21 protein-coding genes and 1 riboswitch are annotated in these 23019 nt (G+C 60.1%); of the genes, 13 read left to right on the forward strand and 8 right to left on the reverse strand.

From position 1 onward, the window contains the following. The first annotated feature begins 34 nt into the window (after positions 1 to 34). Entirely contained in the window at positions 35 to 1867 is a 1833-nt protein-coding gene (locus AC6I8D_RS18925; RefSeq protein WP_497820587.1) for an ABC transporter ATP-binding protein, read from the forward strand. On the opposite strand, the gene AC6I8D_RS18930 is transcribed toward AC6I8D_RS18925, so the two are convergent. Next, a complete protein-coding gene (locus AC6I8D_RS18930) occupies positions 1864 to 2988 on the reverse strand; it encodes a GNAT family N-acetyltransferase (RefSeq protein ID WP_497820588.1) in 1125 nt (374 codons plus the stop codon). The genes AC6I8D_RS18925 and AC6I8D_RS18930 overlap by 4 nt on opposite strands. A 142-nt stretch (positions 2989 to 3130) precedes the next feature. Between AC6I8D_RS18930 and AC6I8D_RS18935 the strand changes: the two genes are divergently transcribed. The 3 genes from AC6I8D_RS18935 to AC6I8D_RS18945 all read left to right on the forward strand — a co-directional run bounded on the left by AC6I8D_RS18935 (position 3131) and on the right by AC6I8D_RS18945 (position 5699). Then, positions 3131 to 4030 (forward strand): LysR family transcriptional regulator, encoded by a 900-nt coding sequence (locus AC6I8D_RS18935; RefSeq protein ID WP_497820589.1) that lies wholly within the window; start codon positions 3131 to 3133, stop codon positions 4028 to 4030. A 99-nt stretch (positions 4031 to 4129) separates the two neighbouring features. Then, entirely contained in the window at positions 4130 to 5071 is a 942-nt protein-coding gene (locus AC6I8D_RS18940; RefSeq protein ID WP_031377158.1) for a glutathione S-transferase family protein, read from the forward strand. A 22-nt stretch (positions 5072 to 5093) separates the two neighbouring features. Further along, positions 5094 to 5699, forward strand: a complete 606-nt coding sequence (locus tag AC6I8D_RS18945; RefSeq protein ID WP_497820590.1) for an alpha/beta hydrolase — start codon at positions 5094 to 5096, stop codon at positions 5697 to 5699. Between the two features lie 16 nt (positions 5700 to 5715). Here the strand turns inward: AC6I8D_RS18945 and AC6I8D_RS18950 are convergent, their stop codons facing one another. Together AC6I8D_RS18950 and crcB are read right to left on the reverse strand one after the other, a co-directional pair. Further along, positions 5716 to 6534, reverse strand: coding sequence for a sugar phosphate isomerase/epimerase family protein (locus AC6I8D_RS18950; RefSeq protein WP_497820591.1), 819 nt, complete (start codon positions 6532 to 6534; stop codon positions 5716 to 5718). A 139-nt stretch (positions 6535 to 6673) separates the two neighbouring features. Further along, complete coding sequence (crcB, locus tag AC6I8D_RS18955) at positions 6674 to 7051, reverse strand: fluoride efflux transporter CrcB (RefSeq protein ID WP_031377156.1); 378 nt, start codon at positions 7049 to 7051, stop codon at positions 6674 to 6676. A gap of 92 nt (positions 7052 to 7143) precedes the next feature. Continuing rightward, a riboswitch (Fluoride riboswitch) is annotated at positions 7144 to 7219 on the reverse strand. A 127-nt stretch (positions 7220 to 7346) separates the two neighbouring features. On the opposite strand from crcB, the gene AC6I8D_RS18960 reads away from it, so the two are divergent. After that, positions 7347 to 8288, forward strand: a complete 942-nt coding sequence (locus AC6I8D_RS18960; RefSeq protein ID WP_497820592.1) for a nucleoside hydrolase — start codon at positions 7347 to 7349, stop codon at positions 8286 to 8288. Here the strand turns inward: AC6I8D_RS18960 and AC6I8D_RS18965 are convergent. Further along, positions 8273 to 9301 carry a zinc-binding alcohol dehydrogenase family protein gene (locus AC6I8D_RS18965; RefSeq protein WP_497820593.1) on the reverse strand — a complete coding sequence of 343 codons (1029 nt, stop codon included), beginning with the start codon at positions 9299 to 9301 and terminating at the stop codon, positions 8273 to 8275. The genes AC6I8D_RS18960 and AC6I8D_RS18965 overlap by 16 nt on opposite strands. Before the next feature lie 138 nt (positions 9302 to 9439). Between AC6I8D_RS18965 and AC6I8D_RS18970 the strand changes: the two genes are divergently transcribed. Both AC6I8D_RS18970 and AC6I8D_RS18975 read left to right on the forward strand, forming a co-directional pair. Then, positions 9440 to 10342 carry a GntR family transcriptional regulator gene (locus tag AC6I8D_RS18970; RefSeq protein WP_497820594.1) on the forward strand — a complete coding sequence of 301 codons (903 nt, stop codon included), beginning with the start codon at positions 9440 to 9442 and terminating at the stop codon, positions 10340 to 10342. Between the two features lie 169 nt (positions 10343 to 10511). Next, positions 10512 to 11864: an MFS transporter gene (locus AC6I8D_RS18975; RefSeq protein WP_312054179.1), complete on the forward strand. Its 1353-nt coding sequence runs from the start codon at positions 10512 to 10514 to the stop codon at positions 11862 to 11864. Positions 11865 to 11885: 21 nt separating this feature from the next. On the opposite strand, the gene AC6I8D_RS18980 is transcribed toward AC6I8D_RS18975, so the two are convergent. The 4 genes from AC6I8D_RS18980 to AC6I8D_RS18995 form a co-directional block, all read right to left on the reverse strand. Beyond that, positions 11886 to 13277, reverse strand: coding sequence for a hypothetical protein (locus tag AC6I8D_RS18980; protein WP_312054177.1), 1392 nt, complete (start codon positions 13275 to 13277; stop codon positions 11886 to 11888). Beyond that, positions 13270 to 14181 carry an alpha/beta fold hydrolase gene (locus AC6I8D_RS18985; RefSeq protein WP_312054175.1) on the reverse strand — a complete coding sequence of 304 codons (912 nt, stop codon included), beginning with the start codon at positions 14179 to 14181 and terminating at the stop codon, positions 13270 to 13272. Before AC6I8D_RS18985 ends, AC6I8D_RS18980 begins: the two co-directional genes overlap by 8 nt. A gap of 63 nt (positions 14182 to 14244) precedes the next feature. Further along, positions 14245 to 15159 (reverse strand): LysR family transcriptional regulator, encoded by a 915-nt coding sequence (locus tag AC6I8D_RS18990; RefSeq protein ID WP_312054173.1) that lies wholly within the window; start codon positions 15157 to 15159, stop codon positions 14245 to 14247. Positions 15160 to 15161: 2 nt separating this feature from the next. Further along, positions 15162 to 16223 carry a dipeptidase gene (locus tag AC6I8D_RS18995; protein ID WP_409519777.1) on the reverse strand — a complete coding sequence of 354 codons (1062 nt, stop codon included), beginning with the start codon at positions 16221 to 16223 and terminating at the stop codon, positions 15162 to 15164. Positions 16224 to 16414: 191 nt separating this feature from the next. Between AC6I8D_RS18995 and AC6I8D_RS19000 the strand changes: the two genes are divergently transcribed. Genes AC6I8D_RS19000 through AC6I8D_RS19025 form a run of 6 tightly spaced genes read left to right on the forward strand, consistent with a single transcriptional unit; the run spans position 16415 to position 23013 of the window. Beyond that, on the forward strand, positions 16415 to 18010 hold the full coding sequence (locus AC6I8D_RS19000; RefSeq protein WP_312054170.1) for an ABC transporter substrate-binding protein: 1596 nt from the start codon (positions 16415 to 16417) through the stop codon (positions 18008 to 18010). Then, the gene (locus AC6I8D_RS19005; protein WP_312054168.1) at positions 18010 to 19020 is read left to right on the forward strand and encodes an ABC transporter permease; all 1011 of its coding nucleotides are present in this window, start codon (positions 18010 to 18012) and stop codon (positions 19018 to 19020) included. The genes AC6I8D_RS19000 and AC6I8D_RS19005 overlap by 1 nt, the downstream gene beginning before the upstream one ends. Beyond that, positions 19017 to 19916 carry an ABC transporter permease gene (locus AC6I8D_RS19010; protein WP_312054166.1) on the forward strand — a complete coding sequence of 300 codons (900 nt, stop codon included), beginning with the start codon at positions 19017 to 19019 and terminating at the stop codon, positions 19914 to 19916. Before AC6I8D_RS19005 ends, AC6I8D_RS19010 begins: the two co-directional genes overlap by 4 nt. Next, positions 19917 to 20756, forward strand: a complete 840-nt coding sequence (locus tag AC6I8D_RS19015; protein ID WP_312054164.1) for an ABC transporter ATP-binding protein — start codon at positions 19917 to 19919, stop codon at positions 20754 to 20756. Continuing rightward, positions 20753 to 21493 carry an ABC transporter ATP-binding protein gene (locus AC6I8D_RS19020; RefSeq protein WP_312758764.1) on the forward strand — a complete coding sequence of 247 codons (741 nt, stop codon included), beginning with the start codon at positions 20753 to 20755 and terminating at the stop codon, positions 21491 to 21493. The genes AC6I8D_RS19015 and AC6I8D_RS19020 overlap by 4 nt, the downstream gene beginning before the upstream one ends. After that, positions 21490 to 23013: a serine hydrolase domain-containing protein gene (locus AC6I8D_RS19025; RefSeq protein WP_312054162.1), complete on the forward strand. Its 1524-nt coding sequence runs from the start codon at positions 21490 to 21492 to the stop codon at positions 23011 to 23013. The genes AC6I8D_RS19020 and AC6I8D_RS19025 overlap by 4 nt, the downstream gene beginning before the upstream one ends. The last annotated feature ends 6 nt before the right edge of the window (positions 23014 to 23019 follow it).

Raw genomic sequence — 23019 nt, forward strand, 5'->3', positions numbered from 1 at the left:
CTGTACCTCTTCATCGGACGGAAAGAGTACTGCTATGTTGTATCGCCGTTTTGAACGTTTTATCAATATTTTTCATGACGCCCCCAGCGATTCACCCCCTGCTACGGTCTGGTCCTTTTACGCCTACTATCTGCGTCAGGTCTGGCCGAGTTTTGCTGCCCTGCTACTGGTCGGGCTGGCGTCAGCGCTAATCGAAGTGGCGCTGTTCAGCTACCTGAGCCGCATTATCGACCTGGTGAATCATTCGACGCCCGCCACCCTGTTCAGCGACAACTGGCCGCTGCTGCTGTGGATGGGCGCGGTGGCGCTGATCCTGCGACCGATTTTCATCGCCCTGCACGACATGCTGGTGCACCAGAGCATCAGCCCGAGCATGACCAGCATGATCCGCTGGCAGCATCACAACTACGTGCTGCGTCAGAGCCTGAACTTCTTTCAGAACGATTTTGCCGGCCGTATCGCACAGCGCATTATGCAGACCGGCAGTTCGCTGCGGGATTCATCCGTGCAGCTGGTCGACGCCATCTGGCACGTGCTGATCTACTCGGTCACCTCGCTGGTGCTGTTTGCCGAAGCGGACTGGCGACTGATGATCCCGCTGGTGCTGTGGATTCTGGCCTACAGCGCCTCGCTGCGTTTCTTTGTGCCGCGCGTTAAGGCGCGCTCGGTGGTTTCATCAGAAGCGCGCTCTAAGCTGATGGGAACCATCGTCGACGGCTACACCAATATCACCACCATCAAACTGTTTGCCCATAGCGATCTGGAGCGCCGATACGCACGCGAAGCGATTCAGGAGCAGACCGACAAAACCCAGCACGCCAGCCGCATGGTCACCAGCATGGATCTGACGCTGTCGGCGCTGAACGGCCTGCTGATTGTCTCGACCTCCGGACTGGCACTGTGGCTGTGGAGCCAGTCGCTGATTAGCGTCGGGGCGATTGCGCTGGCCACCGGTCTGGTGATCCGTCTGGTGAACATGTCTGGCTGGATCATGTGGGTGGTGAACGGCATTTTCGAAAACATCGGCATGGTTCAGGATGGCCTGAACACCATTTCTCAGCCGCTCAGCGTGCAGGATGCACCCGGCGCGAAGCAGCTGAAGGTGACGCGTGGCCAGATCCGCTATGAAGATGTGCGCTTTGACTACGGCGGCGGACGTCAGGTGATTAACCAGCTCAACCTCGATATCAAACCCGGCGAGAAGATTGGCCTGATCGGCCCGTCCGGTGCCGGTAAATCGACGCTGGTTAATCTGCTGCTGCGGCTGTATGACCTGAACGGTGGCAGGATTGTGATTGACGATCAGGATATCGCCACGGTGACTCAGGAGAGTCTGCGCAGCCAGATCGGCATGATCACTCAGGACACCTCGCTGCTGCACCGTTCGATACGTGAAAATCTGCTCTACGGGCGTCCCGATGCCAGTGAAGCGGAGTTGCAGATGGCGATTCGCCGCGCCCGTGCTGACGAGTTCATTCCGCTACTCTCCGATCCGCAGGGCCGTACCGGGCTTGATGCGCACGTCGGGGAACGCGGCGTGAAGCTGTCAGGCGGTCAGCGTCAGCGGGTGGCGATTGCCCGCGTACTGCTGAAGGATGCGCCGATCCTGATCATGGATGAGGCGACGTCAGCGCTGGATTCGGAAGTGGAAGCGGCGATTCAGGAGAGCCTGGAGTCACTGATGCAGGGCAAAACCGTCATCGCCATTGCGCACCGTCTGTCGACCATCGCGAAGATGGACCGGCTGGTGGTGCTGGATAAAGGCGGGATTGTCGAGACCGGCAGCCACGCTGAGCTACTGGCGCACAACGGCTTGTATGCGCGCCTGTGGCAGCATCAGACCGGCGGTTTTGTCGGCGTCGATTAATCGCCGCGTCGGTAAGGCAAGGCGTCGCGTGCTTCTTCGGCCCAGCCGCGCACGCCTTCCCGCTCCTGCTGCAGAAAATCCGCCACCGCATCGCGTAAGCCAGGATGCAGCAGATAGTGCCAGGAGTGGGTAATCTGCGGCTCAAAGCCGCGTACCAGCTTGTGTTCGCCCTGCGCTCCGGCATCAAACCGCGTCAGGCCGTGCTCAATCGCAAAATCCATTCCCTGATAAAAACAGGTTTCGAAGTGCAGCCGATCGAACTCCGCCAGGCAGCCCCAGTAGCGACCGTATAACGCCTTCTCATCCCGCAGGTAGAACGCCATCGCCGCCGGTTGCTGCTGCAGGCGTGCAATCACCACCATGATGTTGTCCGGCATCCGTTCCGCCAGCAGGCTGAAGAAATCCCGCGTCAGATAGGGCTGCTGACCGCGCACCGCGTAAGTGTTGGCGTAGCAGGTGTAGACAAAATCCCACTGATCTTCGCGCAGCCGATCGCCACGGTAGCGCTCGAACACAAAACCGCTTTGCATCACCTGTTCACGCTCTTTGCGCAGCTGTTTACGCTTACGCGACATCAGCGTGTCGAGGAAATCCTGAAAGTCCCGGTAGCCGCGGTTGTGCCAGTGGTACTGACAACCGAGCCGCGCCAGCCAGTCCGGCTGTTCGGCCAGCAGCTGGTTGGCCTGCGCATCGGTAAAGTTAATGTGCGCCCCGCTTAACCCCTGCTGCTGCAACCTTTCCGGTAACGCCGCCAGCAACTGCGCCGCAGCCACGCTGTCGCCCAGCAGGCGCGCCCCGCTGACCGGGCTGAAGGGAATAGCTCCCAGCCATTTAGGGTAATAGCGGATGCCGGCCCGCTGGCTGGCGTCTGCCCAGGCGTGATCGAACACATACTCGCCCCACGAATTGCGTTTGCGGTAGCCCGGCAGCGCGGCACGGGTGACGCCGCCGTCACGCCACAGCAGATGATCCGGCTGCCAGCCCGATTCGGGCCGCACGCTGCCGCTCTGTTCCAGGGTAAGCAAAAAAGCGTGGCGCAAAAAAGGCTGATCGTCAGGCAACAGCGCATCCCACTCGGCGGCGGCGATCTCCGCCAGCGAAGTCAGGTGAAACAGCGACATGAAAAACTCCAGACAGCAACGGGCGAACGATCAGTCAAGCAGGTTTTCTGCGCCAGCGAAAGGGTGAAGGCACGCAATGTGAAGGCTGCACAGCCTGCCCGCACGCCCTATACTGCGATTTTGCCTCCTGACTGGAATCGCCATGGATCGACTCGAGTGTGACCGGATGTTTGTCACGGTGCTGGAAACCGGCAGTTTTTCGGCGGCGGCGTTACGGCTGGGCACCAGCAGCAGCCAGGCCTCCAAGCGGGTATCGAAGCTGGAACAACAGCTTGGGGTTCAGCTGTTTAAACGCAGCACCCGCGCCCTGTCGCCAACCGACGTCGGGCGCAGCTATTACGAGCGGGTAAAAAACCTGCTGGATGCCTTTGATGCACTGGATACCAGCGTGCGCGAAAGCGCCAATACGCCCACCGGCCGGCTGAAGATCAGCGCACCCGGCTCTTTCGGCACCGCCGTGTTGTCGCCGGTGCTGGTGGCGTTCGCCCGGCGCTATCCGCTGATTGAACTCGACGTCAGCTTTTCCGATCGTGCGGTGAACATCGTCGATGAGGGATTTGATCTGGCGATTCGCATCGGCAACTTAAGCGACAGCAGCCTGGTGGCGCGTAAGCTGGGCGAGGTCCATGTGCGCATCGCCGCGTCACCGGTTTATCTTGAGCAGTTCGGTAAACCGCAGCACTGGCAGGATATCCGCCAGCATCAGTGCATTATCGACACCAACTTTCGCGATCCGCTGCACTGGCCGTTTGCCGATGGCAGCGGCGAGATGGTCAGCATCCCGATTCAGGGCCGCCTGCGCTTCGCCAATACCGAAGCCTGTTTGCAGGCGGCGATTGCCGGGCTGGGCATTGCGCGACTGCCGGGGTTCATCGCCGCGCCCGCGCTGCGGCGCGGTGAGATCGTCCGATTGCTGGAGAACTTTGATATTCCGCCGCTCGGCCTGTTTGCTGTCTATCCGCCAGCCCGCCATCTGGCGCACCGGGCGCGCCTGCTGATTGACTTTCTCGCCACCCATTTCAGCGAGGTTCCGCCAGATTGATTCCGTCCATAATGGAATAAATGATTGTCTTTTTGGCTGGATTATCACTCATTCTGTCATCAGTTAAGCTACTGCTCAGATCAACAGAGGAGTGGCATCATGTTAGTAGCGGGGAAATGGAGTGGTGACTGGCATCCGGTGCAGGCTACCGATAAACAAGGCGGCTTTGTCCGTCAGGATGCCGGTTTCCGGCACTGGATCAGCCACGATGGTTCAACGGAATTTGCTGCGGAACCGGACCGCTATCATCTCTATGTGGCGCTGATCTGTCCGTGGGCCTCGCGCGCGCTGATCGCCCGTAAACTCAAAGGACTGGAATCGCTGATTAGCGTGACGGTGGTCGAGCCGCAGCTCGGCGCGCAGGGCTGGCGTTTCGGTGAGGCGACCGCTGCTGACCGCGATCTGCTGGACGGGGCGCACTATCTGCATCAGATTTACACCCGCGCCGCGCCCGATTTTACCGGCCGGGCCACCGTTCCGGTGCTGTGGGACAAGAAAACCGCCACCATCGTTAATAACGAGTCGGCTGACATCGTGCGGATGTTTAACAGCGGCTTCGGCGATCTGGCGGACAACCGCCTCGATCTCTATCCCGCCGCGCTGCGTGCAGAGATTGATGCGCTCAATGCCAGTCTCTATCCCCGGCTTAACAATGGCGTGTACCGCGCCGGCTTCGCCACCACCGCGAACAGCTACCAGCAGGCGTTCAGCGAGGTGTTCAGCCAGCTTGACGAACTGGAGTTGATGCTCAGTGATGGCCGCACCTTCCTGCTCGGTGAACGTTTGACTGAAAGCGATATCCGGCTGTTCGTCACCCTGATTCGCTTTGACGTGGCCTACCATGGCCTGTTCAAATGCAACCTGCGCCGGGTGCGCGATTACCCGTTGCTCAATCGCTATCTGAAAAGCATGCTGTCAGTCTCCGGCATCCGTGAGACCGTCAACATTGAACACATCAAACAGGGTTATTACTCGATTTCGGCGCTGAACCCGAACGGAATTGTTCCGGCAGGCCCGGATCTAAGCGAGTACGGTTTATAAAGCCCCTTTTTAAGGAACAGCAATGGCAAAAGCACTGGTGATATTTCTGCATGGCGTCGGCAGTAACGGCGACGATCTGGCACCGATTGGGCGTCACTGGGCGGCCTTATTACCGGATGTGGTGTTTGCATCGCCGGATGCGCCTGCAGCGTTTGATGGCGGTTTTGGCTATCAGTGGTTCAGCCTGGCCGGCGTTACGCCAGAGAACCGTCCGGCGCGGGTACGGGCGGCGCGGGCAGCGTTTGACGCCACTCTCAGCAATATTATCAGCCAGCACGGCTTCGCCGAACGCTGGCACGAGGTGGTGCTGGTGGGCTTTTCGCAGGGGTCGATTATGGCGCTGGATGCGCTGGCAACCGGCCGTTATCCGCTGGCGGGCGTGGTGGCATTTTCAGGGCGTCTGGCGTTTGACGGCGAGCTGACGCCGCAGCCTCATCTGCCGGCCATGCTGATCCACGGCCATGCCGATGAGGTGATCCCGTGGCAGGAGAGCGAATCCGCGGCTGCGCGGCTGAAACAGGCGGCAGTGCCGGTTGAAACCCTGTTTGAGCCAGCGACCGGCCACACCATTTCAGCACAGGGCGCTCTGCATGCCGCCGCGTTTATCGGGCAATGCCTGCAGGACTAAGTCTCTCTCGGGTTAATCACGACGACCAGTAGCGGGTTAACGCCTGCCACGCCTGCCGGGCAGCCACCTCAGGCGGCAGGCGTTTCAGCGTATCATTAAACACTTCAATGCCAACCGGACCCTGATAACCGGCACTTTTCAGCTTATCCACAAAGCGTCCGATGTCGATAATGCCGTCACCGGGCAGCAGGCGCTGATGACGCGCGATGTCGATCAGACTCTGCTTATCCTGCGGCGGAACGGCAGCCATATCACACAGTTGCACCTCGTAAATCCGCTCGGCAGGAATGCCATCCAGCTGTGAAGCGTCGCCGCCCAGCGCACAGATATGGAACAGATCGACCACCAGCCCGATGTTGGGCTGATCGAGACGCTGCAATCGCTGCCACGCCAGCGGCAGGGTGTTATCCACGCTGCACCACGCCATCGGCTCATACATGATGCGCATGTTGTAGCGCGCGGCTTCCGACGCCATCCAGCGCAGGTCATCATCAATCTGATCGGCGCGGCAATCCTCACGGGTACTGGCCGGAGCCTGAATGGTGTCACACCCCAGCGCCTGGGCAATGTGGATAAACTGACGCAGCTCTTCGCGCTTCTGCCCACGCAGCGCGCTGGGCGCGCCGGTGAAATCACGCAGCACCTGCAGATTGGTAAAGCCGGGTCCCTGCTGAGCGGCAATCCGGGCCAGCGCCGCGGCACCGCCGTCGCAGGCCTCCACGTCCTCACGCCAGATTTCGACCTGGTCAAAACCGGCATTATGCGCCGCCTGTAGCTTCTCTTCGGGCTCACCGTTTAACAACACCAGGTTAAGGAATGTTGGATTACGACTCATCTCTCTGCTCCTTAATCGTCCGGAATAATCGGTGAAGAATAATCAGCTGCAACGCCGCACACCTTGCGGCCTGGGCAACATCGCAGCTAAAACAGTATCTACCTCTTAAGCGTTATGGCAAGCCGCGATTCACGGTCCGTCAGGCCAGCAGCGTCATCAGTGCGAAACCGGCAAACGCCATCAGCAGCGAGCCGATGACATGCACCAGCGCACTGGCCATCGCCCAGAGGTACTTACCTGATTGTAGCAATACCATTAATTCTGCCGTAAACGAGGAGAAGGTGGTCAGCCCGCCGCACAGGCCGGTGATGATCAGTAGCTTCCACGCCGGGTCAATTTCCGGATGGCGGACAAACCAGGCCATCGCCGCGCCAATGATCAACCCGCCGATCAGATTAACCAGCAGCGTGCCGGGCGGCAGGTTGGGAAATAAAGCATTGAAACGTACCGCGAACAGCCACCGCAGCACACAGCCAGCAGAGCCGCCAATCATGACGGCGAACAACGGTTTCAACATGTCTTGCTCCTGATTGCAGATTTCACGCCGGGCTGAGGGGAGAGGCAGAGATAAACCGCGCCTGACACCTCAGCTCCCGCGAAAGGATACACCGAGTGTCAGGCGTCATCAGCCGGGGTAAAGCCCGCCGGCGGTTGGGGAAGGTGGCACGCCATCACCTTAAGCGAAGGATAATACGATGCGACTCTCCGGCTGGCAACTGAGTGGCCACCGCAGCGGTTGCCGCTGAAAACCTTGACGACGGCGCGGCGGTCAGGGTAATACTGAGCGTTGAAGGCAGCGACCCGGAGAGTCTATGCGTACCCTGATTATTGATACTGACATTGGCGTCGACGATGCGTTTGCGCTGGCCTACGCGGCACGCACCCAGCGGCTGCTGGGCATCACCACCGTTTTTGGCAACGTGGCGGTGGGCCAGGCGGTGAAAAATGCCCGGCTGTTCTGCCAGAAAATGGCGATTGAGGCGGACGTTTATCGCGGCTGTTCCCGGCCGCTGGCGCAGCGTATGAGTGCGCCCGCCACGCTGCACGGCGAAGATGGGCTGGGCGATGCGTTTGATAACCCGTTCAGCGACGCAGCGCCCAGTGCGGTGCAGTTCATTATCGACAGCGTGCGGGCCCATCCGCAGCAGATCACTCTGGTGGCGATTGGCCCGCTGACCAACATCGCCAGCGCCATTAATCAGGCACCGGACATTATTCCGCTGGTTAAAGAGCTGGTGATCATGGGCGGCGCATTCGGTACCGGCGGCCATAGCGGCAACGTGACGCCGTTCAGTGAATTCAACATCTGGAAAGATCCGCACGCCGCCGATCAGGTGCTGACGTCGGCGCTGAAGGTGGTGGTGATACCGCTGGATGTCACCCACCAGGTGCTGATCACCGGCGATGACGTTCAGCGGCTTAACCAGCCGGTTCTGAGCGCCATCTGCCGGCCCTATCTTGCTTATAGCCTGGCGAAAGAGGGCTTTGCCGGCATGGCGCTGCACGACACGCTGGCGCTGGCGTGGCTCAGCCTGCCGGAGGCCTTCACCTTAACGGAAAGCCCGCTGCGGGTGATCACCGAGGGCATCGCCTGCGGCCAGACGGTGCGTAAGCTGAGCGCGCTGGCCTCGCGTCACGATCCGTTTGCTGGCTTGCCGTCTCAGCGCATCGCGCTGGCGGTGGACGCCGGGGCGGTACGGTCACACTTCTTTCAGACCCTGACGCTGCTGCAAAGCGATCAGCGATCGAAGTGAATCACGCCTTTGATCAGTTCGCGGTTGTTGATCACCTGCGGCTCAAAGGTCTCCGCCAGGGTTGAAAAGTCGAGATGGTGATTAAGCATCATTTCAGCCCGCAATGCGCCGCTGGCCATTAACTCACGTACCCGATCAAAATCTTCGCGGGTGGCGTTGCGGCTGCCCATCAGGGTGGTCTCTTTTTTGTGGAATTCGCTGTCCGGAATCGTCAGATCGCCTTTATGCAGCCCGACATAAACGATGGTGCCACCATGACGCATCAGGTTCACCGCGTTGTTCATCGCCGCCGGGCTGCCGGTGGCGTCGATCACCTTGAGCGCCAGACGCCCGCCAAACTGCTGGCGTAGCGCAGTGTAAAAATCCTCGTCCGCCGGATTAAGCGCCGCCAGACCGAGCTGGTCAGCCACGTGCTGGCGACGGAACGCGCTGGTATCGGCCACTACCACCTCCGCGCCACTGGCGGCCGCAATCGCCGCCACACCGAGGCCAATCGGACCCGCACCGACCACCAACACCTGCTCACCGGCCACGATCGTGGCACGTCTTACCGCATGGGCGCTGATGGCGAACGGCTCAATCAGCGCGGCGGCTTCCGGCGCGACGTCATCAACCGCCAGCAGCGTGCTGGCCGGTACGCTCAGGTAGTCACAAAAACCACCATCCTGATGGACGCCAATCACCGAAATCTGCTCGCAGCAGTTGGTCTTGCCGCTCTGACAGGCGTCGCAGCGCAGGCAGGAGATGTAAGGCATTAACGCGACGCGCTGGCCCGGTTCAACCCCGCTCGCACCGCTGCCCAGCGCCACCACTTCAGCACAGAGTTCATGGCCCAGCACCCGCGGATAGCTGAAGAACGGCTGGTTGCCGGACCAGGCGTGAATATCGGTGCCACAGATACCGGCGGTGAGGATTTTGATTAGCGCTTCACCGGCGCCGGGTGTTGGTTGTTCGCGCGTGGCCCATACCATCTTACGTGGCTCGGCGATGACCAGTGCTTTCATTGTTGTCATGGTGATTCTCCGGGTTGTCCTGCACGCAGTTATGGCGAATCCTGCCTGCGGCGCGGGATTCGGTAGCGGGAAGTGTGAAGCACAACGATTTTTTTGGGCTTTGAATGGTTTTTAATGCGTAAAAAACCGGAGGACCGGATGAGCCGCAGCCAGAATTTACGTCACAACGTGATTAACCAGATGCTGGAAAGTATCGCCCAGCGCCATATTCAGTCGCCGCTGCCGCCGCAGGCGGCGCTGGCTGAGATGTTCAATATCAGCCGCACCACGGTGCGTCACACCCTGCACTATCTGCATCAGCGCGGCGTGCTGGAAAAGGTCGATCAAACCTGGGTAATCGTGCGCGATCCGAGTGAAGAAGACGGGTTCAGTGCGCTAACGCCGCCGATTGAGCAGCAGGCCAGCCACTTCGAACAGGTGTTTTTTAACATGATTAATCAGCGCCAGCTGGTGCCTGGCGACACCTTCAGCGAGCTGCAACTGGCTCAGCAGGTCAAAGTCAGTCCGGTGGTGGTGCGGGAGTTTCTGCTGCGCTTTATGCGGTACGATCTGCTGGAGACGGTCAAACGCGGCCAGTGGCGGATGAAGAAATTCAGCCAGGACTACGCGGAGAAGCTGTTTGAGCTGCGGGAGATGCTGGAAACCCACGCGCTGAGCCGTTTTTTAAATCTGCCGGCCAGCGATGAGCGTTGGATCCAGGCGCGGGATCTGCTGGATCGTCACCGATCGATGCGTGACACCATCGCCAGCAACTACCGCCACTTTGCCGCCCTGGATCGGCAGATGCATTCACTGATTTTATCCGCCGCCAATAATCCGTTTTTCAACCAGTCGCTGGAGATTATCTCAGTGATATTTCACTCACATTATCAGTGGGATGAGAGCGATCTGAAGCAGCGAAATATTGTGGCACTGGAGGAGCATATGGCGATTCTGACCGCGCTGATTGGCCGACAGGATGTCGATGCGCTTTGTGCATTACATAACCATCTGGCGACCGCCAAAACCTCGATGGTGCGCTCGATTAGTCAGTACAATTAAAAACCGATTAAAAACCACAAAGCATTAGCTCCCGCACGATTCAGAAACATCTTTGCAACATCTCTTCTCCTTTGCTCTTAGTCTCGACTGCAACGTCATGGCGGCCACTTGCCGCTGCGCGAACCCCCTCTTCACCATAACGATAACGACCCAGCTTCGGGAGTGTGCAATGGAAAAGACATCAGTGACCGGCCACGACAACGTGTCCGGCGGAGCGGCACCAGGCCAGGATTACGTTCCAATGCGCGGCGATATCGTCCGCTCACCGCGTATCCGCAAAATTCAGGTGACAGCCATGCTGTTGCTGCTGTTCGCCGCCATTATCAACTACCTCGACCGCAGTTCGCTGTCGGTGGCTAACATGACCATCCGCGAGGAGATGGGCCTGAGCGCCACTGAAATCGGCTTCCTGCTCTCCGCCTTCTCGCTGGCCTACGGCCTGGCGCAGCTGCCGTGCGGTGCGCTGCTGGACCGTAAAGGGCCGCGCATTATGCTCGGCATCGGCATGTTTATCTGGTCGCTGTTTCAGGCGGCATCGGGTCTGGTGCATAACTTCACCCAGTTCATCCTGGTGCGTATCGGCCTCGGCATTGGTGAAGCACCGATGAACCCGTGCGGCGTTAAAGTGATCAACGACTGGTTCAATATCAAAGATCGCGGCATGCCGATGGGGATGTTTAATGCCGCCTCAATGATTGGCCTGTCGGTGGCACCGCCGGTTCTGGCAGCGATGATGCTGGTGATGGGCTGGCGCGGTATGTTTGTCACCATCGGTATCCTCGGGATGTTTCTCGCTATCGGCTGGTACATGATCTATCGCGACCGCAACAACAGCACCCTGAGCGCGGAAGAGATCCACTATCTGCAGGCGGGCAGCGTTGCCTCGCGTAAAGAACCGATCAGCTTCAAAGAGTGGCGCGGCCTGTTTAAGCAGCGCACCATGTGGGGCATGATGATTGGCTTCAGCGGCATCAACTACACCGCATGGCTCTATATCGCCTGGCTGCCGGGTTATCTGCAGTCGACCTATCATCTGGATCTGAAAAGCACCGGCCTGCTGGCGGCGATTCCGTTCCTGTTTGGTGCGGCGGGGATGTTGCTGAATGGCTATGTGGTCGATTCACTGGTGCGCCGTGGCTTTAACGCGGTGAAAACCCGCAAGGTCTGCATCGTCAGCGGTATGCTGCTGTCCGCCGGCTTTACCGCCGTAGTGACCCGCGCCACCGACACCACCAGTGCCGTTACCCTGATTGGCATGGCGCTGTTCTGCATTCACTTCGCTGGCACCTCATGCTGGGGCCTGATTCACGCCAATGTGACGGCCCGCATGACCGCGTCGGTCGGCAGTATTCAGAACTTCGCCAGCTTTATCTTCGCCTCCTTCGCACCAGTGATCACCGGCTGGGTGCTCGACACCACCAAATCGTTCAGCATGGCGTTGATGATTTGTGCCTGCGTGACGCTGGTTGGCGCACTGGCCTACCTGCTGCTGGTGCGCAAACCGATCACCGACGGCGAGTAATCCCGCCTGACGGCGCAGGCGTTAGGTCAGCGCCGTCAGGGTCACTCCGTGTTTCGCGCCATAACGCTGGATGCCGGTGATCACCTTCTCCACGCTCAGCGGCGGCGGCGGCGGTAACAGCGGCGCGCGTTCCCGTAACGCTGAGTCAAAGCGGGCGAAAGTGGCGAAATCGCGCGGGAAGCGCTCCTCATCCACGCCAATCAATGCCCCCTCCTCCCGGGCATACCCCAGCAGCGCCTGCCAGCGCGCAATCTCCGCCAGCCCGATGCTGTCGGTGCCGTGCGAAAACAGCATCATGTCGATGTTGCGAAACGGCGGCTGTTTCTCAAGGAAACGCTGCAGTGTCGCAGCGGAAGGCTCGGTGCAGAACACCAGCCAGAACGGAATGGCGTGCTGCTGCATGCTGCACCACGGGTCCATCAGCAGAAAACTGTCCACCGTCAGGCGGGTCGGTAAAATGCCGGCGGCCAGATACCAGTCGCGGTAGATCTCCGCCACCACATAACTCAGCGCTTCCGGATCTTCATAACGAATCTCCATCAGCGTCAGGCCCTGCGCCTGCGCCAGTTTTTTCAGCGGCGAGATCAGATAACCATCCAGTCCCCATTCCGCTTCCGGCACGTGATCGGTAATGGCAGGCGGCGTCCAGCGTTCGCGGTCAATGCCGTAGCGCGCCAGGTATTCCGCCACCCGCGGCCCCCCCTGTAAGTACTCTTTTTCAGTTGCGCCGCCGAGCGCGCCAAACTGAAAGAACGAGCGATCGCTGGTGCGGGTCACCGGCCACTGCCGGGTGCAGTGGTTGATAAACAGCGTTGATCCGGCCGGCAGGCTGCCCATCAGGAATTCGTTGAACGCCAGCGGCAGCGCGCGCAGTTTCAGCCGGAAGTAACGCATCTGATCGAGCATCAGCCGATCCTGATTCGGGTCCTGCATGTGATGCACCGCCAGCCGTGGCCAGGCCGCCAGCAGCGCGGCGGCAATCTCCTTGCCCTGCTCAAAGCTTGCCTGCGCATCATCCGGATCGTTATTGGCGGCTCGCACCGGGCAGAGAAACGTCTGGGGCAGCCAGGGCACGCCCATCGCCGCCGCCAGATGTATCAGCGCGCCGTTCGAGGAGCCGATAAAGGCCGCCGGATAGTCCTGCTGCGGGTATTCACTCACCATCCATTCGGCGATCCCTTCTACATCCAGCTCACCGGCCTGACGTAGCGTGATGCCTTCCGCCATGCCGCCCAGCGCGTAGCCCCACTCGCGCAGTCCGGTCGGCAAGCGGTTAAGCGACGGCAGCAGACGATCCAGCGTCGGTGACTGACTGGGGCTGGCGAAGGGCCGATCGTGCAGCGCATTGGCCAGCGCCAGCAGCATCGCCGCGGCAGAGTCGAAGCGGGCAATCCCTTTCGGTGGTTTACTCATGCTGATCCTCCTGCTGGATACGCGCCAGGAACGGGCGGATGGCGCTACAGAAACTCCACGGATAGACATAATGCAGGGTGTGCGTCCCGTCGCGCAGCGTGAGGGTTTCGCTGTGCGGCATCAGGGCGGCGAGTTCATCCAGCCAGCGCGCCGGACAGACCGGGTCACGCGAGCCGCGCAGCAGCAGGGTCGGCGCGCTAATGTACGTCAGGCGATGCTCAATATGGTCACGCATCATGGCACGCATGGTGCCGAAGGCACGCCGCAGACCGGCTTTGGCGTAATCAATGCGCGCCAGCGGTCCCGGCGGACGACGTGCTTCCAGTCGGCCGTTACGCCAGTCGCGCCAGATCTGACGCGGCAGGCTGCGGGCGTGACGATCGACCGTCGGCCCCTGCAGCACCAGTCCCGCCACCGCCTGCGGATATTTCACCGCCAGCGCCGCCAGAATCTGGCAGCCAAACGAGTTGCCCACCCAGATGGCGCGCTGGAAACCGTTGTGCTGCAGCCACAGCCACAGCGCGTCGGCCAGTTGATCCACCGACATTACCGGCGCCGACGCTGGCAGCGCACTGGCCCCGAAACCCGGCAGGTCGGGCACCAGCACGTGATAATCACGGCTTAATGCCAGCGCCAGCGGTTCCATCGCCCGGCCGGACATCACCAGACCGTGCACCAGCACCACCGGCAGCCCCTGATTTTCATTCGGTGTGACGCGGGTAAACATCCGCCAGTCGCCAACCTGCTGATAATAACCGGCCAGCCCGGCATGGTGACTGCGTGGCGACACCGGCGGCGTCTGTTTCAGCTGCTGCCAGCGTTTCATGCCCCACAGTGTGGCCGCCACACCTAACCCAACGCCTGCCACGATGGCCGCCTGTTTTCGTCGATGCTTCTGGATCATCCGCTGCTCCTGTTTCGGGGGGGATAACTCAGTGTAGGACGGGATTTCGCAGCAGGCGGGTTATCAGATTAACGGTGTGACAAATTGCGCTTCACACTGACGCGCAATCGCCCACAGCTGGCTGCGGATGACCTGCTTCAGATGCAGGGTAGATTGCGACTGTGGCTGGTCACGACGGCTGATCAGCATTACTTCAAACGGCAGCGGCTGGGCCACCGGCAACAGCGTTAATTGATCGGCATAACGGCAGGCGGTAAACAGATCGACCACCCCGACGCCACCGCCCGCCAGCACCATATCGGCAATCACCGAATAGGTTTTGATCGACAGGGAGTGTGCCGAATGCAGCTGCCGATCGCGCAGTGCCCGGTGCAGAACCCGACCCAGCGGGTCCTGCTGCTGCATCATCAGCAGATTATTACCGCACAGCCACTCCAGCGTCACCGGCCCGCGCAGCGCGGTATCGCGCGGCAGCAGCGCCACCATTGACGACTGAAACAGCGGCTCAGCCAGCAGATCGGCATCGACCTGCTGACCAAATACCAGCGCAAAATCAAGCTGGTTATCGAGAATCGCACTGCACAGCGTGCTGAAGTGTTCGGTGACCAGTTCGACATTGACCCGCGCAGCCTGCTGGCGAAACGCGACCAGCGCCGGTGCCAGCACGCTCTGCCCAAACGCATGGGCGGCACCGACCCTCACCCGCTGTCCTTCACCGCGCCGCAACTGTTCAGCCAGCTGGGTGATCGCCTGCAGGCGTTGATAAAGCTCATCCACCTCCGGCAACAGGCGCCGCCCTTCTTCAGTGATCACCATTCCCTGCGCGCGCCGCTCAAACAGCGCGAACCCGAGTTGCTGCTCGGCGTGATTCAGTACCCGACTGACGTTGGGCTGCGACACGTTAAGCAGCCGCGCCGCACCACTGATGGAGCCGGTCTGGACAATTGCCTGAAACACTTCGATGTGGCGCAGCCGCATTGTCAGCCGCCCCAGGTAGCGTCGAGTACGCGTAACCAGTTGCCGTAACAGATTTTGTTCAGCAACGTCTCTGAATAGCCACGCTGCGCCAGTGCGCTGACCAGATGGGGAAAACCCGCCACATCTGCTAAATCGCCCGGCATGGTGGCGCCGTCGAGATCGGAGCCAAACCCCACGCCATCCTCACCGACTTTTTCCAGCAGGTATTCCACCTGTCGCACGATCTGGTCAACGCCGGTGGGCGCATCACGATCGCCATCTTCTCGCAGGAAAGGGACGGCAAAGTTCACACCGACAAAACCGCCGGTTTCCGCAATCGCCGCCAGTTGACGATCGGTGAGGTTACGCGACTGCGCGCTCAGGGCATGTGCGTTGGAGTGGCTGGCCACCAGCGGCGCATCACTAATGCTGGCGGTCTGCCAGAAACCCTGCTCATCCATGTGCGACAGGTCAACCAGAATGCGGCGGCGATTGCAGTCGCGCACCAGCTGTTTACCGGCTGCCGTCAGGCCGTCGCCAAGGTCCGGAGAGGAGGGATAGCGGAACGGGACGCCGTAGCCGAACTGATTGTTCCGGCTCCACAGCGGCCCCAGCGAGCGCAGACCGCTGGCGTAGAGGATATCCAGCAGCTCGCCCCCGGTGTCCAGTGCTTCGGCCCCTTCAATATGCATTACCACTGCCAGCACGTTGTGGGCCATGCAATGACGAATCTCGCGCACCGATCGGCAGATTTTTACCTGACCGTCGGAGGCGGCCTCAATGCGTAGCAGCAGGGCCAGCATCGAAAAGGTGGCTTCGCGAGCAGCGTTAATAATTTCCTGAGGAAAATGAGTGGGATCTGGCTCACTTCTTGCAATAACCGGATGTGAAGGCACCCAGACAGCAAAAATACCGCCCGCCATTTTTCCCTGTCGGATACGCGGAAAATCGAGCTGGCCGGTGGCGGTTCCCTGCAAAAAGGCGTTAACCGGGTCCGCCAGATGGTGCTGCCACAGCCGGCTTAACACATCGTTATGACCATCGAATACCGGGATTGCAGCAGCATGTCTATCAGACATATTCATCGATTCCGTTAATGACAGAAATGACGCAAACGATGCCAGCCCGCAGGGCGATCGCACCATAAAGAGGCAGTTCCAGCCGCGCTGAAACCGCATGAGATTTCTATTAATCCTCTGCTCAGGGTGGGATGTCAAGACAATAACGCGACGTTACAGCTTAACTTTACATTTATAATCAATTGCTTGGAGATAGCATGGTCACCAGAAGACGTTTTCTCGCAGGATGCAGTGCCGTTCCCGTGGTTTGCTGGCTGAGCCAGAATTCGGCCTTCGCCGCCGCCCCCGCCAGCATGCTGGTGATGGCAATGCAGCTGGACAATATGACCAGCCTCGACCCACATGAAAGCTTCGAAGCGACCGGCGGGCAGATCTGCGGCAATCTCTATCAACGTCTGGTGATGGCTGACCCGGTACAGGCTGATAAAGTGATTGGCCAGCTGGCGAAAAGCTGGCAGGTCAGCAGCGACAGCCGCGTCTTTACCTTTTTCCTCGATCCCGCAGCGACCTTTGCCGATGGATCGGCCGTGACGGCGGAGGATGCGGCTTTTTCCCTGCAACGCATCGTCAAACTGGATAAGAGTCCGGCGTTTATTATCAATCAGTTCGGCTTTACAAAAGAAAACGTCGATCAGCGGGTGACGGCAAAAGATGCGCATACGCTGGAAATGACCCTTGAGGCGCCCGCCTCTGAAACCTTTCTGCTCTACTGCCTCTCCGCCACCGTCGGCAGCATTGTGTCGAAGCAAGCCTGTCTGGCGAATCAGCAGCAAAATGACCTCGGTAATGGCTGGCTGAAGCAGCATAGCGCCGGGTCTGGTGCCTTTACACTGCGCGGCTGGAAAGCCAGCGAAAGCGTAATTCTCGAACGCAATCCCCACTTTGCCAGCCCGAGCACCATCAAACGGGTGATCCTGAAACATATTGCCGACCCGGCTGCCCAGGCGCTGATGCTCAAAAAAGGCGATGTCGATGTGGCTTACGATCTCACCACCGAACAGCTCAAACCGCTGACTCAGGATGCCAGCGTCGCACTGGTCAGGCAGCCGCTGTCGGCGATTATGCTGATCTCCTGCAACACTACGCATCCCGAACTGGCAAAGCCGCAGGTCTGGCAGGCAATCAAGTGGGCGCTGGACTATGACAGCATCCAGAAAAATATTCTGGCGCTGACCTACACCGTGCATCAGAGCTTTTTGCCGCTAGGGTTTCCTGCTGCACTCGACGACACACCGTTTCATAAAGATGTCGGCAAAGCCAAAGCGTTGCTGGCGGAAGCGGGTTATCCGGATGGGTTTGAAATCACGCTCGACCACTATTCGATGCAGCCTTATCCGGATATTGCCCAGGCGGTTCAAACCCAGCTGGCGGCAATTGGCATTAAGGTGTCGCTGATCGCCTCTGAAAATCGTCAGGTGCTGACCAAAATGCGCGCCCGTCAGCATCAGCTGGCGATCACCTCCTGGGGCGCGGATTACTTCGACCCCAACTCCAACACCGAAGCGTTCTGCGTCAACACCGATAACAGCACTAACGCACGTAACCGTACGCTGGCGTGGCGCTGCGGCTGGTCTGACGATCGGTTCAACCAACTGACGCATCAGGCATTGCATGAAAGCGACGCCGCGAAACGCATCGCGCTCTATCAGCAAATTCAGCAGCTCGGTCGTGAAAAGAGCCCGTTCATTTTTATGATGCAGCAGGTACAAACCGTGGCCAGCACCAAAAACGTCTCGGAGGTGCATCTTAGCGTGCTGGAGCAGTGGCCTTATCAGCAGGTGAAAAAAGCCTGATGCCGGCGTTAAAACAGGGCCTCAATACGCTGGGCAGCCTGATGCTGACGCTATCTGGTCTGGCGGTGCTGACCTTTTTCATTGGCAGAGTCATGCCCACCGATCCGGTGCTGGCTGCGGTCGGTGATAACGCCCCCCAGGCAGTGGTGGAACGGGTGCGGGCGGAGATGGGGTTGGATCAGCCGCTCTACGTCCAGTTTGGGCACTACCTCAATCAGCTGCTGCACGGCGATTTGGGGCGTTCGGTGCTGACCTCGAATCCGGTACTCAGTGACATTGCGCGCTTTTTTCCGGCCACCATGGAGCTGGCAACCGCGGCCATTATTCTCGCGGCGCTGACTGGCATTCCGCTCGGCGTGTGGGCTGCGGTGCGCCAGCATTCATGGATTGACCAGACTATTCGCGTGATCTGCCTTGCCGGTCACTCCTTACCGGTGTTCGTGCTGGCGCTGCTTAGCCTGCTGCTGTTTTACGCGGTGCTGGGCATCGCGCCGGGACCGGGGCGGCAGGATATTATCTGGCAGGATATGGTGCCGCAGGTGACCGGTTTTCTTACCATCGATTCGCTGCTGGCGGGAGAATATGACGCCTTTTGGGACGCGCTGGCGCATATGGCGCAGCCGGTACTGATCCTCGCTTATTTCAGCATGGCGTACATCACCCGCATGACCCGCACCTTCATGCTCAATGCATTAAGCGGTGAATTCGTCATTACCGCTCGCGCCAAGGGATTATCTTCGCGACGCGTGATCTGGCGGCACGCCTTTCCGACGGTGGCAGTGCAGCTGGTGACGGTACTGGCGCTGACTTACGCCGGGCTGCTGGAGGGCGCGGTAGTCACTGAAAATGTCTTCTCCTGGCCCGGCCTTGGCCAGTATCTCACCACCTCACTAATGAATGCCGACATGAACCCGGTGGTCGGCGCAACGCTACTGGTGGGGGCGGTGTACGTGCTGCTGAATCAGCTGGCTGACCTGCTCTATCGACTTTGGGATCCTCGCGTAAAATGACTTTTTTCTCCCGTAGCTGGCTGCTTGATGACAGCCCCGCGAATCGCCGTCAGGCGGTGTGGGGCCGTCGCTATCGCCTGTGGCTTAACCTGCGCAGTAATCCGCTGGCCGTCGCCGGTCTGGTGGTGATTCTGCTGATGCTGATGCTGGCGCTGTTCGCGCCGCTGCTGAGCGGCGGTGAGCCGGGTGCGCAACATCTGGAAAACCGCCTTGCCGCTCCGTCAGCGGAGCACTGGCTGGGTACGGATGAACTGGGACGCGATGTCTGGACCCGCATTATCTATGGCGGGCGCACCACGCTCGGTATGGTGATTGCCGTGGTGTTGCTGACGGCCCCACTCGGCCTGCTGATTGGCTGCGTTGCCGGCTACTGCGGCGGCGTGATCGACAAAGCGCTGATGCGCATCACCGATATCTTCCTGGCGTTTCCGCGTCTGATTCTGGCGCTGGCGTTTGTCGCCGCGCTGAAGCCGGGCGTCGAAAGTGCGATTCTGGCCATCGCCCTGACTTCCTGGCCGCCCTATGCCCGGCTGGCCCGCGCCGAAACCCTGCAGTTTCGTCACAGCGACTTCATTGCCGCCAGCCGGATTACCGGCGCGTCACCGCTGCGCATTATTCTGCGTCACATTATGCCGCTGTGCGTGCCCAGCCTGATTGTGCGCGTCACGCTGGATATGAGTTCCATTATTATCACCGCCGCCAGCCTGGGCTTTCTCGGGATGGGTGCCCAGCCGCCTTCGCCGGAATGGGGCACGATGATCGCCACCGCGCGCCGCTTTTTGTTCAGTGAATGGTGGGTGCCGCTGATGCCCTGCATCGCTATCTTTCTGACTTCGCTGGCGTTTAATTTTCTGGGCGACGGTCTGCGCGACGTCCTCGATCCAAAGGAGCGCTAAATGCTGGTTGAAATTGAAAACCTGCGCGTGGCCTTCCGCAGTCGCAGCGAAACCGTGGAGGCGGTGCGCGGCGTCAGCTTCAGCGTCGGCAAAGAGAAGTTTGCCATCGTCGGTGAAAGTGGCTCGGGTAAGTCGCTCACGGCCCGCAGCCTGATGCAACTGCTGCCGGGCCAGGCGGAGGTGAGCGCCGATGTGCTGCGCTTTGACGGCATCGACCTGCGCGGTGCCAGTGAAAAAGTGATGCGCACCCTGCGCGGTAAGCGCGTCGGGTTTATTCTGCAGGACCCCAAATATTCGCTTAATCCGGTGATGACCATTGGTCAGCAAATCGCTGAAGCCTGGCGGGAGCATAAAGGCGGTAACCGTCGAGCTGCGATGCTGGCGGCCATCGGCCTGCTTGAACAGGTGAAGATTCATGATGCGGCAGCCGTCGCGAAACGCTATCCGCATGAAGTTTCAGGCGGGATGGGTCAGCGGGTGATGATTGCGATGATGCTGGCCCCCGATCCCGAACTACTGATTGCCGATGAACCCACCAGCGCGCTAGACGCTACGGTGCAGGCGGAGATCCTCAAACTGATCGATGAACTGGTGTCCGCCCGCGGTATGGGGCTGATTCTGATCAGCCATGATTTACCGCTGGTGTCGCACTTCTGCGACCGGGTGGCGGTGATGTATGCCGGTCGGATTGTCGAGCTGCTGAATGCCGGCGAACTGCATCAGGCGCGCCATCCCTACACCCAGGGACTGCTGGCCTGCCTGCCTTCCCTGCGCCATCCACGGGCGCGTTTACCAGTATTACAACGCGATGCGGCCTGGCGCGGTGAGGAGGCGACATGATAGACATTGATGATTTGCGCGTCGCCTTTGCCGGGCAGGAGGTGGTGAAAGGCGTGAGTTTTACGGTGGCTAACGGCGAAAGCTTTGGTCTGGTGGGCGAAAGCGGTTCGGGTAAATCGACCATTCTGCGCGCGCTGGCCGGACTGAACCACGCCTGGCGCGGCCGCATGACCTTTGGCGGTCTGGCGCTGGATGCGCGTCGTGGCCGCAATTTTTATCGTCAGGTGCAGATGGTGTTTCAGGACCCTTACGGATCGTTGCATCCCCGTCAGACCCTTGACCGCATCCTGCACGAGCCGCTGCTGGTTCACCGTATCGATCGCGCCGAGCAGCGTATCAGTCAGGCGCTGAATGAAGTGGGATTGCCCGCCGCACTGCGCTTTCGTTATCCGCATCAGCTGTCTGGCGGCCAGCGCCAGCGCGTCGCTATCGCCAGGGCGCTGATCGCCGAGCCGGAAGTGCTGTTACTGGATGAACCGACCTCCGCGCTGGATGTGTCGGTGCAGGCGGAAATCCTCAACTTGCTCAGTGATTTGCGTACTGAACGTAAATTAACCTACATTATGGTGACACATAATCTGGCGGTGGTGGCGCACCTGTGTCAGCGGATTGGCGTAATGCAGCACGGTAAAATGGTCGAGCAGTTAAGCACAGACGACCTGCGTGCCGGGCGTATTCAGCATCCGCACACTGCCCAACTTTTTGATCTCAGCATGACGCTTGAGGAGCCGGCATGACAGCCCACTGGCAACGCGCAGCAGACGTCGCCCAACAGATTACCCAGCGCTGGCAGCAGCCTGGTGCGCCCGGCGGCGCAATCGTGCTGTTTGATGCCGGGCAGATACACAGCGCCCACTGCGCCGGACTGGCGGATCTGGCCCAGCAAACCCCGTTCAGCCTCGATAGCGTGGTGCGCGTCGCCTCGATCACCAAGCATCTGTTTAGTGCGCTGGTGACCGGCCCCGGCCGCCATTACCTATCGCTTGAGGATAAACTGGTCGATCATCTGCCGCAGCTACAGGGCGCAAACGGCCAGGTTACCGTCGGTCAGGCGCTGGATATGAGCAGCGGCCTGCCCGATACCCGCGAAAGTCTGTCGCTGCTGGGATTGTCACTCTATAACGCCACCCAACCTGACGTGCTGCTGCGTTATATCGCCAGTGAGGGCGCGCTGAACTATCCGCCAGGCAGTGAGATCTCTTACACCAATACCGGTTACCGGCTGGTGGAGGCGGCGCTGAATGCCAAAAGCGTCAGTTTTGATGCGCTGCTGCAACAGTATATCTGCGATCCGCTGGGCATTGAGCTGACCGCCGCTGACAGCTGGTTTGACGTGGTGCCGGGGCTGGTGCCGGGGTACTGGCATGATGGTCAGCGCTGGCTGCTGGCCAGTGCCGGACTGCATCTCTCCGCCTCCGGCAGCGTGGCGGGCAGCCTGCGTCACCTGACGCGCTGGCTGCAATCTCTGCTGGCCGACAGCGGACCGGGCGCGGGCGTACTGCAACGTCTTAGCGCCCCGCGCCTGCTGACCGATGGGCGCACCAGCGGCTATGGCCTTGGGCTGACCAGCAGCACGCTTGGAAGTCAGACGGTGTTTGGTCATGGCGGCTCACACGCCGGCTATAAAAGTTATTTTCTGCTGCATCCGGAGTTGCGGCTCGGGGTGGCACTGGTTTCCAATCGGGAAGATACGGTGACCTCAGAAAATGCCCTGCGGGTGATGGCGGCCCTGCTCAATCGCTCTTTACCGCAACAGGGTCACGATCTGCGGCCAGGGCTGTATGTCGCTGAGGCACCCCAGGCGGACTGGCTGGAGATCGCTGGCGACACCGCGACCTGGCTCGGCGCGAGCGACACGCTGCGGCGTGATGAGGTGCACGGCGATGCCATTTCACTCTCCAGTACCTTTCCGCTGCGATTGCGCCAGCAGGGCACGGCGGTTGTCGGCGAGATCGGTCATGTCGCCCGGCGCTTTCTGCCGGTGCAGCCAGATGATGCTGACATAGCGGCGCTACAGGGTCGCTGGTATGCGCCAGCACAGCAGGCAGAACTGCAGGTGACCGGCGATCGTCTGACGATGGGAATCGGCCCGGCAGCACAGACCGCCACGCTGCGGTCGCTGGGGCAGGATCGGGTACTGGCCAGCGGCAAAGATGGCCCGTGGCAAAAACGCTTTGTGATTCAACGTCACGAGGACCGCATCCGGCTCCAGCTGAGCCGGAGCCGGGTGGTCACTTTTCAGCGCTCACCCGAATGAAGCGGG

The sequence above is a fragment of the Pantoea sp. X-Soil-MYKO-1785 genome (assembly GCF_059730675.1).

Coding starts and splice junctions, on each gene's coding strand:
- AC6I8D_RS19025 (WP_312054162.1), top strand. CDS start 21,490: ATGACAGCCCACTGGCAACGCGCAGCAGACGTCGCCCAACAGATTACC.
- AC6I8D_RS18975 (WP_312054179.1), top strand. CDS start 10,512: ATGGAAAAGACATCAGTGACCGGCCACGACAACGTGTCCGGCGGAGCG.
- AC6I8D_RS19020 (WP_312758764.1), top strand. CDS start 20,753: ATGATAGACATTGATGATTTGCGCGTCGCCTTTGCCGGGCAGGAGGTG.
- AC6I8D_RS18935 (WP_497820589.1), top strand. CDS start 3,131: ATGGATCGACTCGAGTGTGACCGGATGTTTGTCACGGTGCTGGAAACC.
- AC6I8D_RS18925 (WP_497820587.1), top strand. CDS start 35: ATGTTGTATCGCCGTTTTGAACGTTTTATCAATATTTTTCATGACGCC.
- AC6I8D_RS18950 (WP_497820591.1), bottom strand. CDS start 6,534: ATGAGTCGTAATCCAACATTCCTTAACCTGGTGTTGTTAAACGGTGAG.
- AC6I8D_RS18990 (WP_312054173.1), bottom strand. CDS start 15,159: ATGCGGCTGCGCCACATCGAAGTGTTTCAGGCAATTGTCCAGACCGGC.
- AC6I8D_RS18940 (WP_031377158.1), top strand. CDS start 4,130: ATGTTAGTAGCGGGGAAATGGAGTGGTGACTGGCATCCGGTGCAGGCT.
- AC6I8D_RS18995 (WP_409519777.1), bottom strand. CDS start 16,223: ATGAATATGTCTGATAGACATGCTGCTGCAATCCCGGTATTCGATGGT.
- AC6I8D_RS19000 (WP_312054170.1), top strand. CDS start 16,415: ATGGTCACCAGAAGACGTTTTCTCGCAGGATGCAGTGCCGTTCCCGTG.
- AC6I8D_RS19010 (WP_312054166.1), top strand. CDS start 19,017: ATGACTTTTTTCTCCCGTAGCTGGCTGCTTGATGACAGCCCCGCGAAT.
- AC6I8D_RS18980 (WP_312054177.1), bottom strand. CDS start 13,277: ATGAGTAAACCACCGAAAGGGATTGCCCGCTTCGACTCTGCCGCGGCG.
- AC6I8D_RS19005 (WP_312054168.1), top strand. CDS start 18,010: ATGCCGGCGTTAAAACAGGGCCTCAATACGCTGGGCAGCCTGATGCTG.
- AC6I8D_RS18960 (WP_497820592.1), top strand. CDS start 7,347: ATGCGTACCCTGATTATTGATACTGACATTGGCGTCGACGATGCGTTT.
- AC6I8D_RS19015 (WP_312054164.1), top strand. CDS start 19,917: ATGCTGGTTGAAATTGAAAACCTGCGCGTGGCCTTCCGCAGTCGCAGC.
- AC6I8D_RS18965 (WP_497820593.1), bottom strand. CDS start 9,301: ATGACAACAATGAAAGCACTGGTCATCGCCGAGCCACGTAAGATGGTA.
- AC6I8D_RS18945 (WP_497820590.1), top strand. CDS start 5,094: ATGGCAAAAGCACTGGTGATATTTCTGCATGGCGTCGGCAGTAACGGC.
- AC6I8D_RS18930 (WP_497820588.1), bottom strand. CDS start 2,988: ATGTCGCTGTTTCACCTGACTTCGCTGGCGGAGATCGCCGCCGCCGAG.
- AC6I8D_RS18985 (WP_312054175.1), bottom strand. CDS start 14,181: ATGATCCAGAAGCATCGACGAAAACAGGCGGCCATCGTGGCAGGCGTT.
- crcB (WP_031377156.1), bottom strand. CDS start 7,051: ATGTTGAAACCGTTGTTCGCCGTCATGATTGGCGGCTCTGCTGGCTGT.
- AC6I8D_RS18970 (WP_497820594.1), top strand. CDS start 9,440: ATGAGCCGCAGCCAGAATTTACGTCACAACGTGATTAACCAGATGCTG.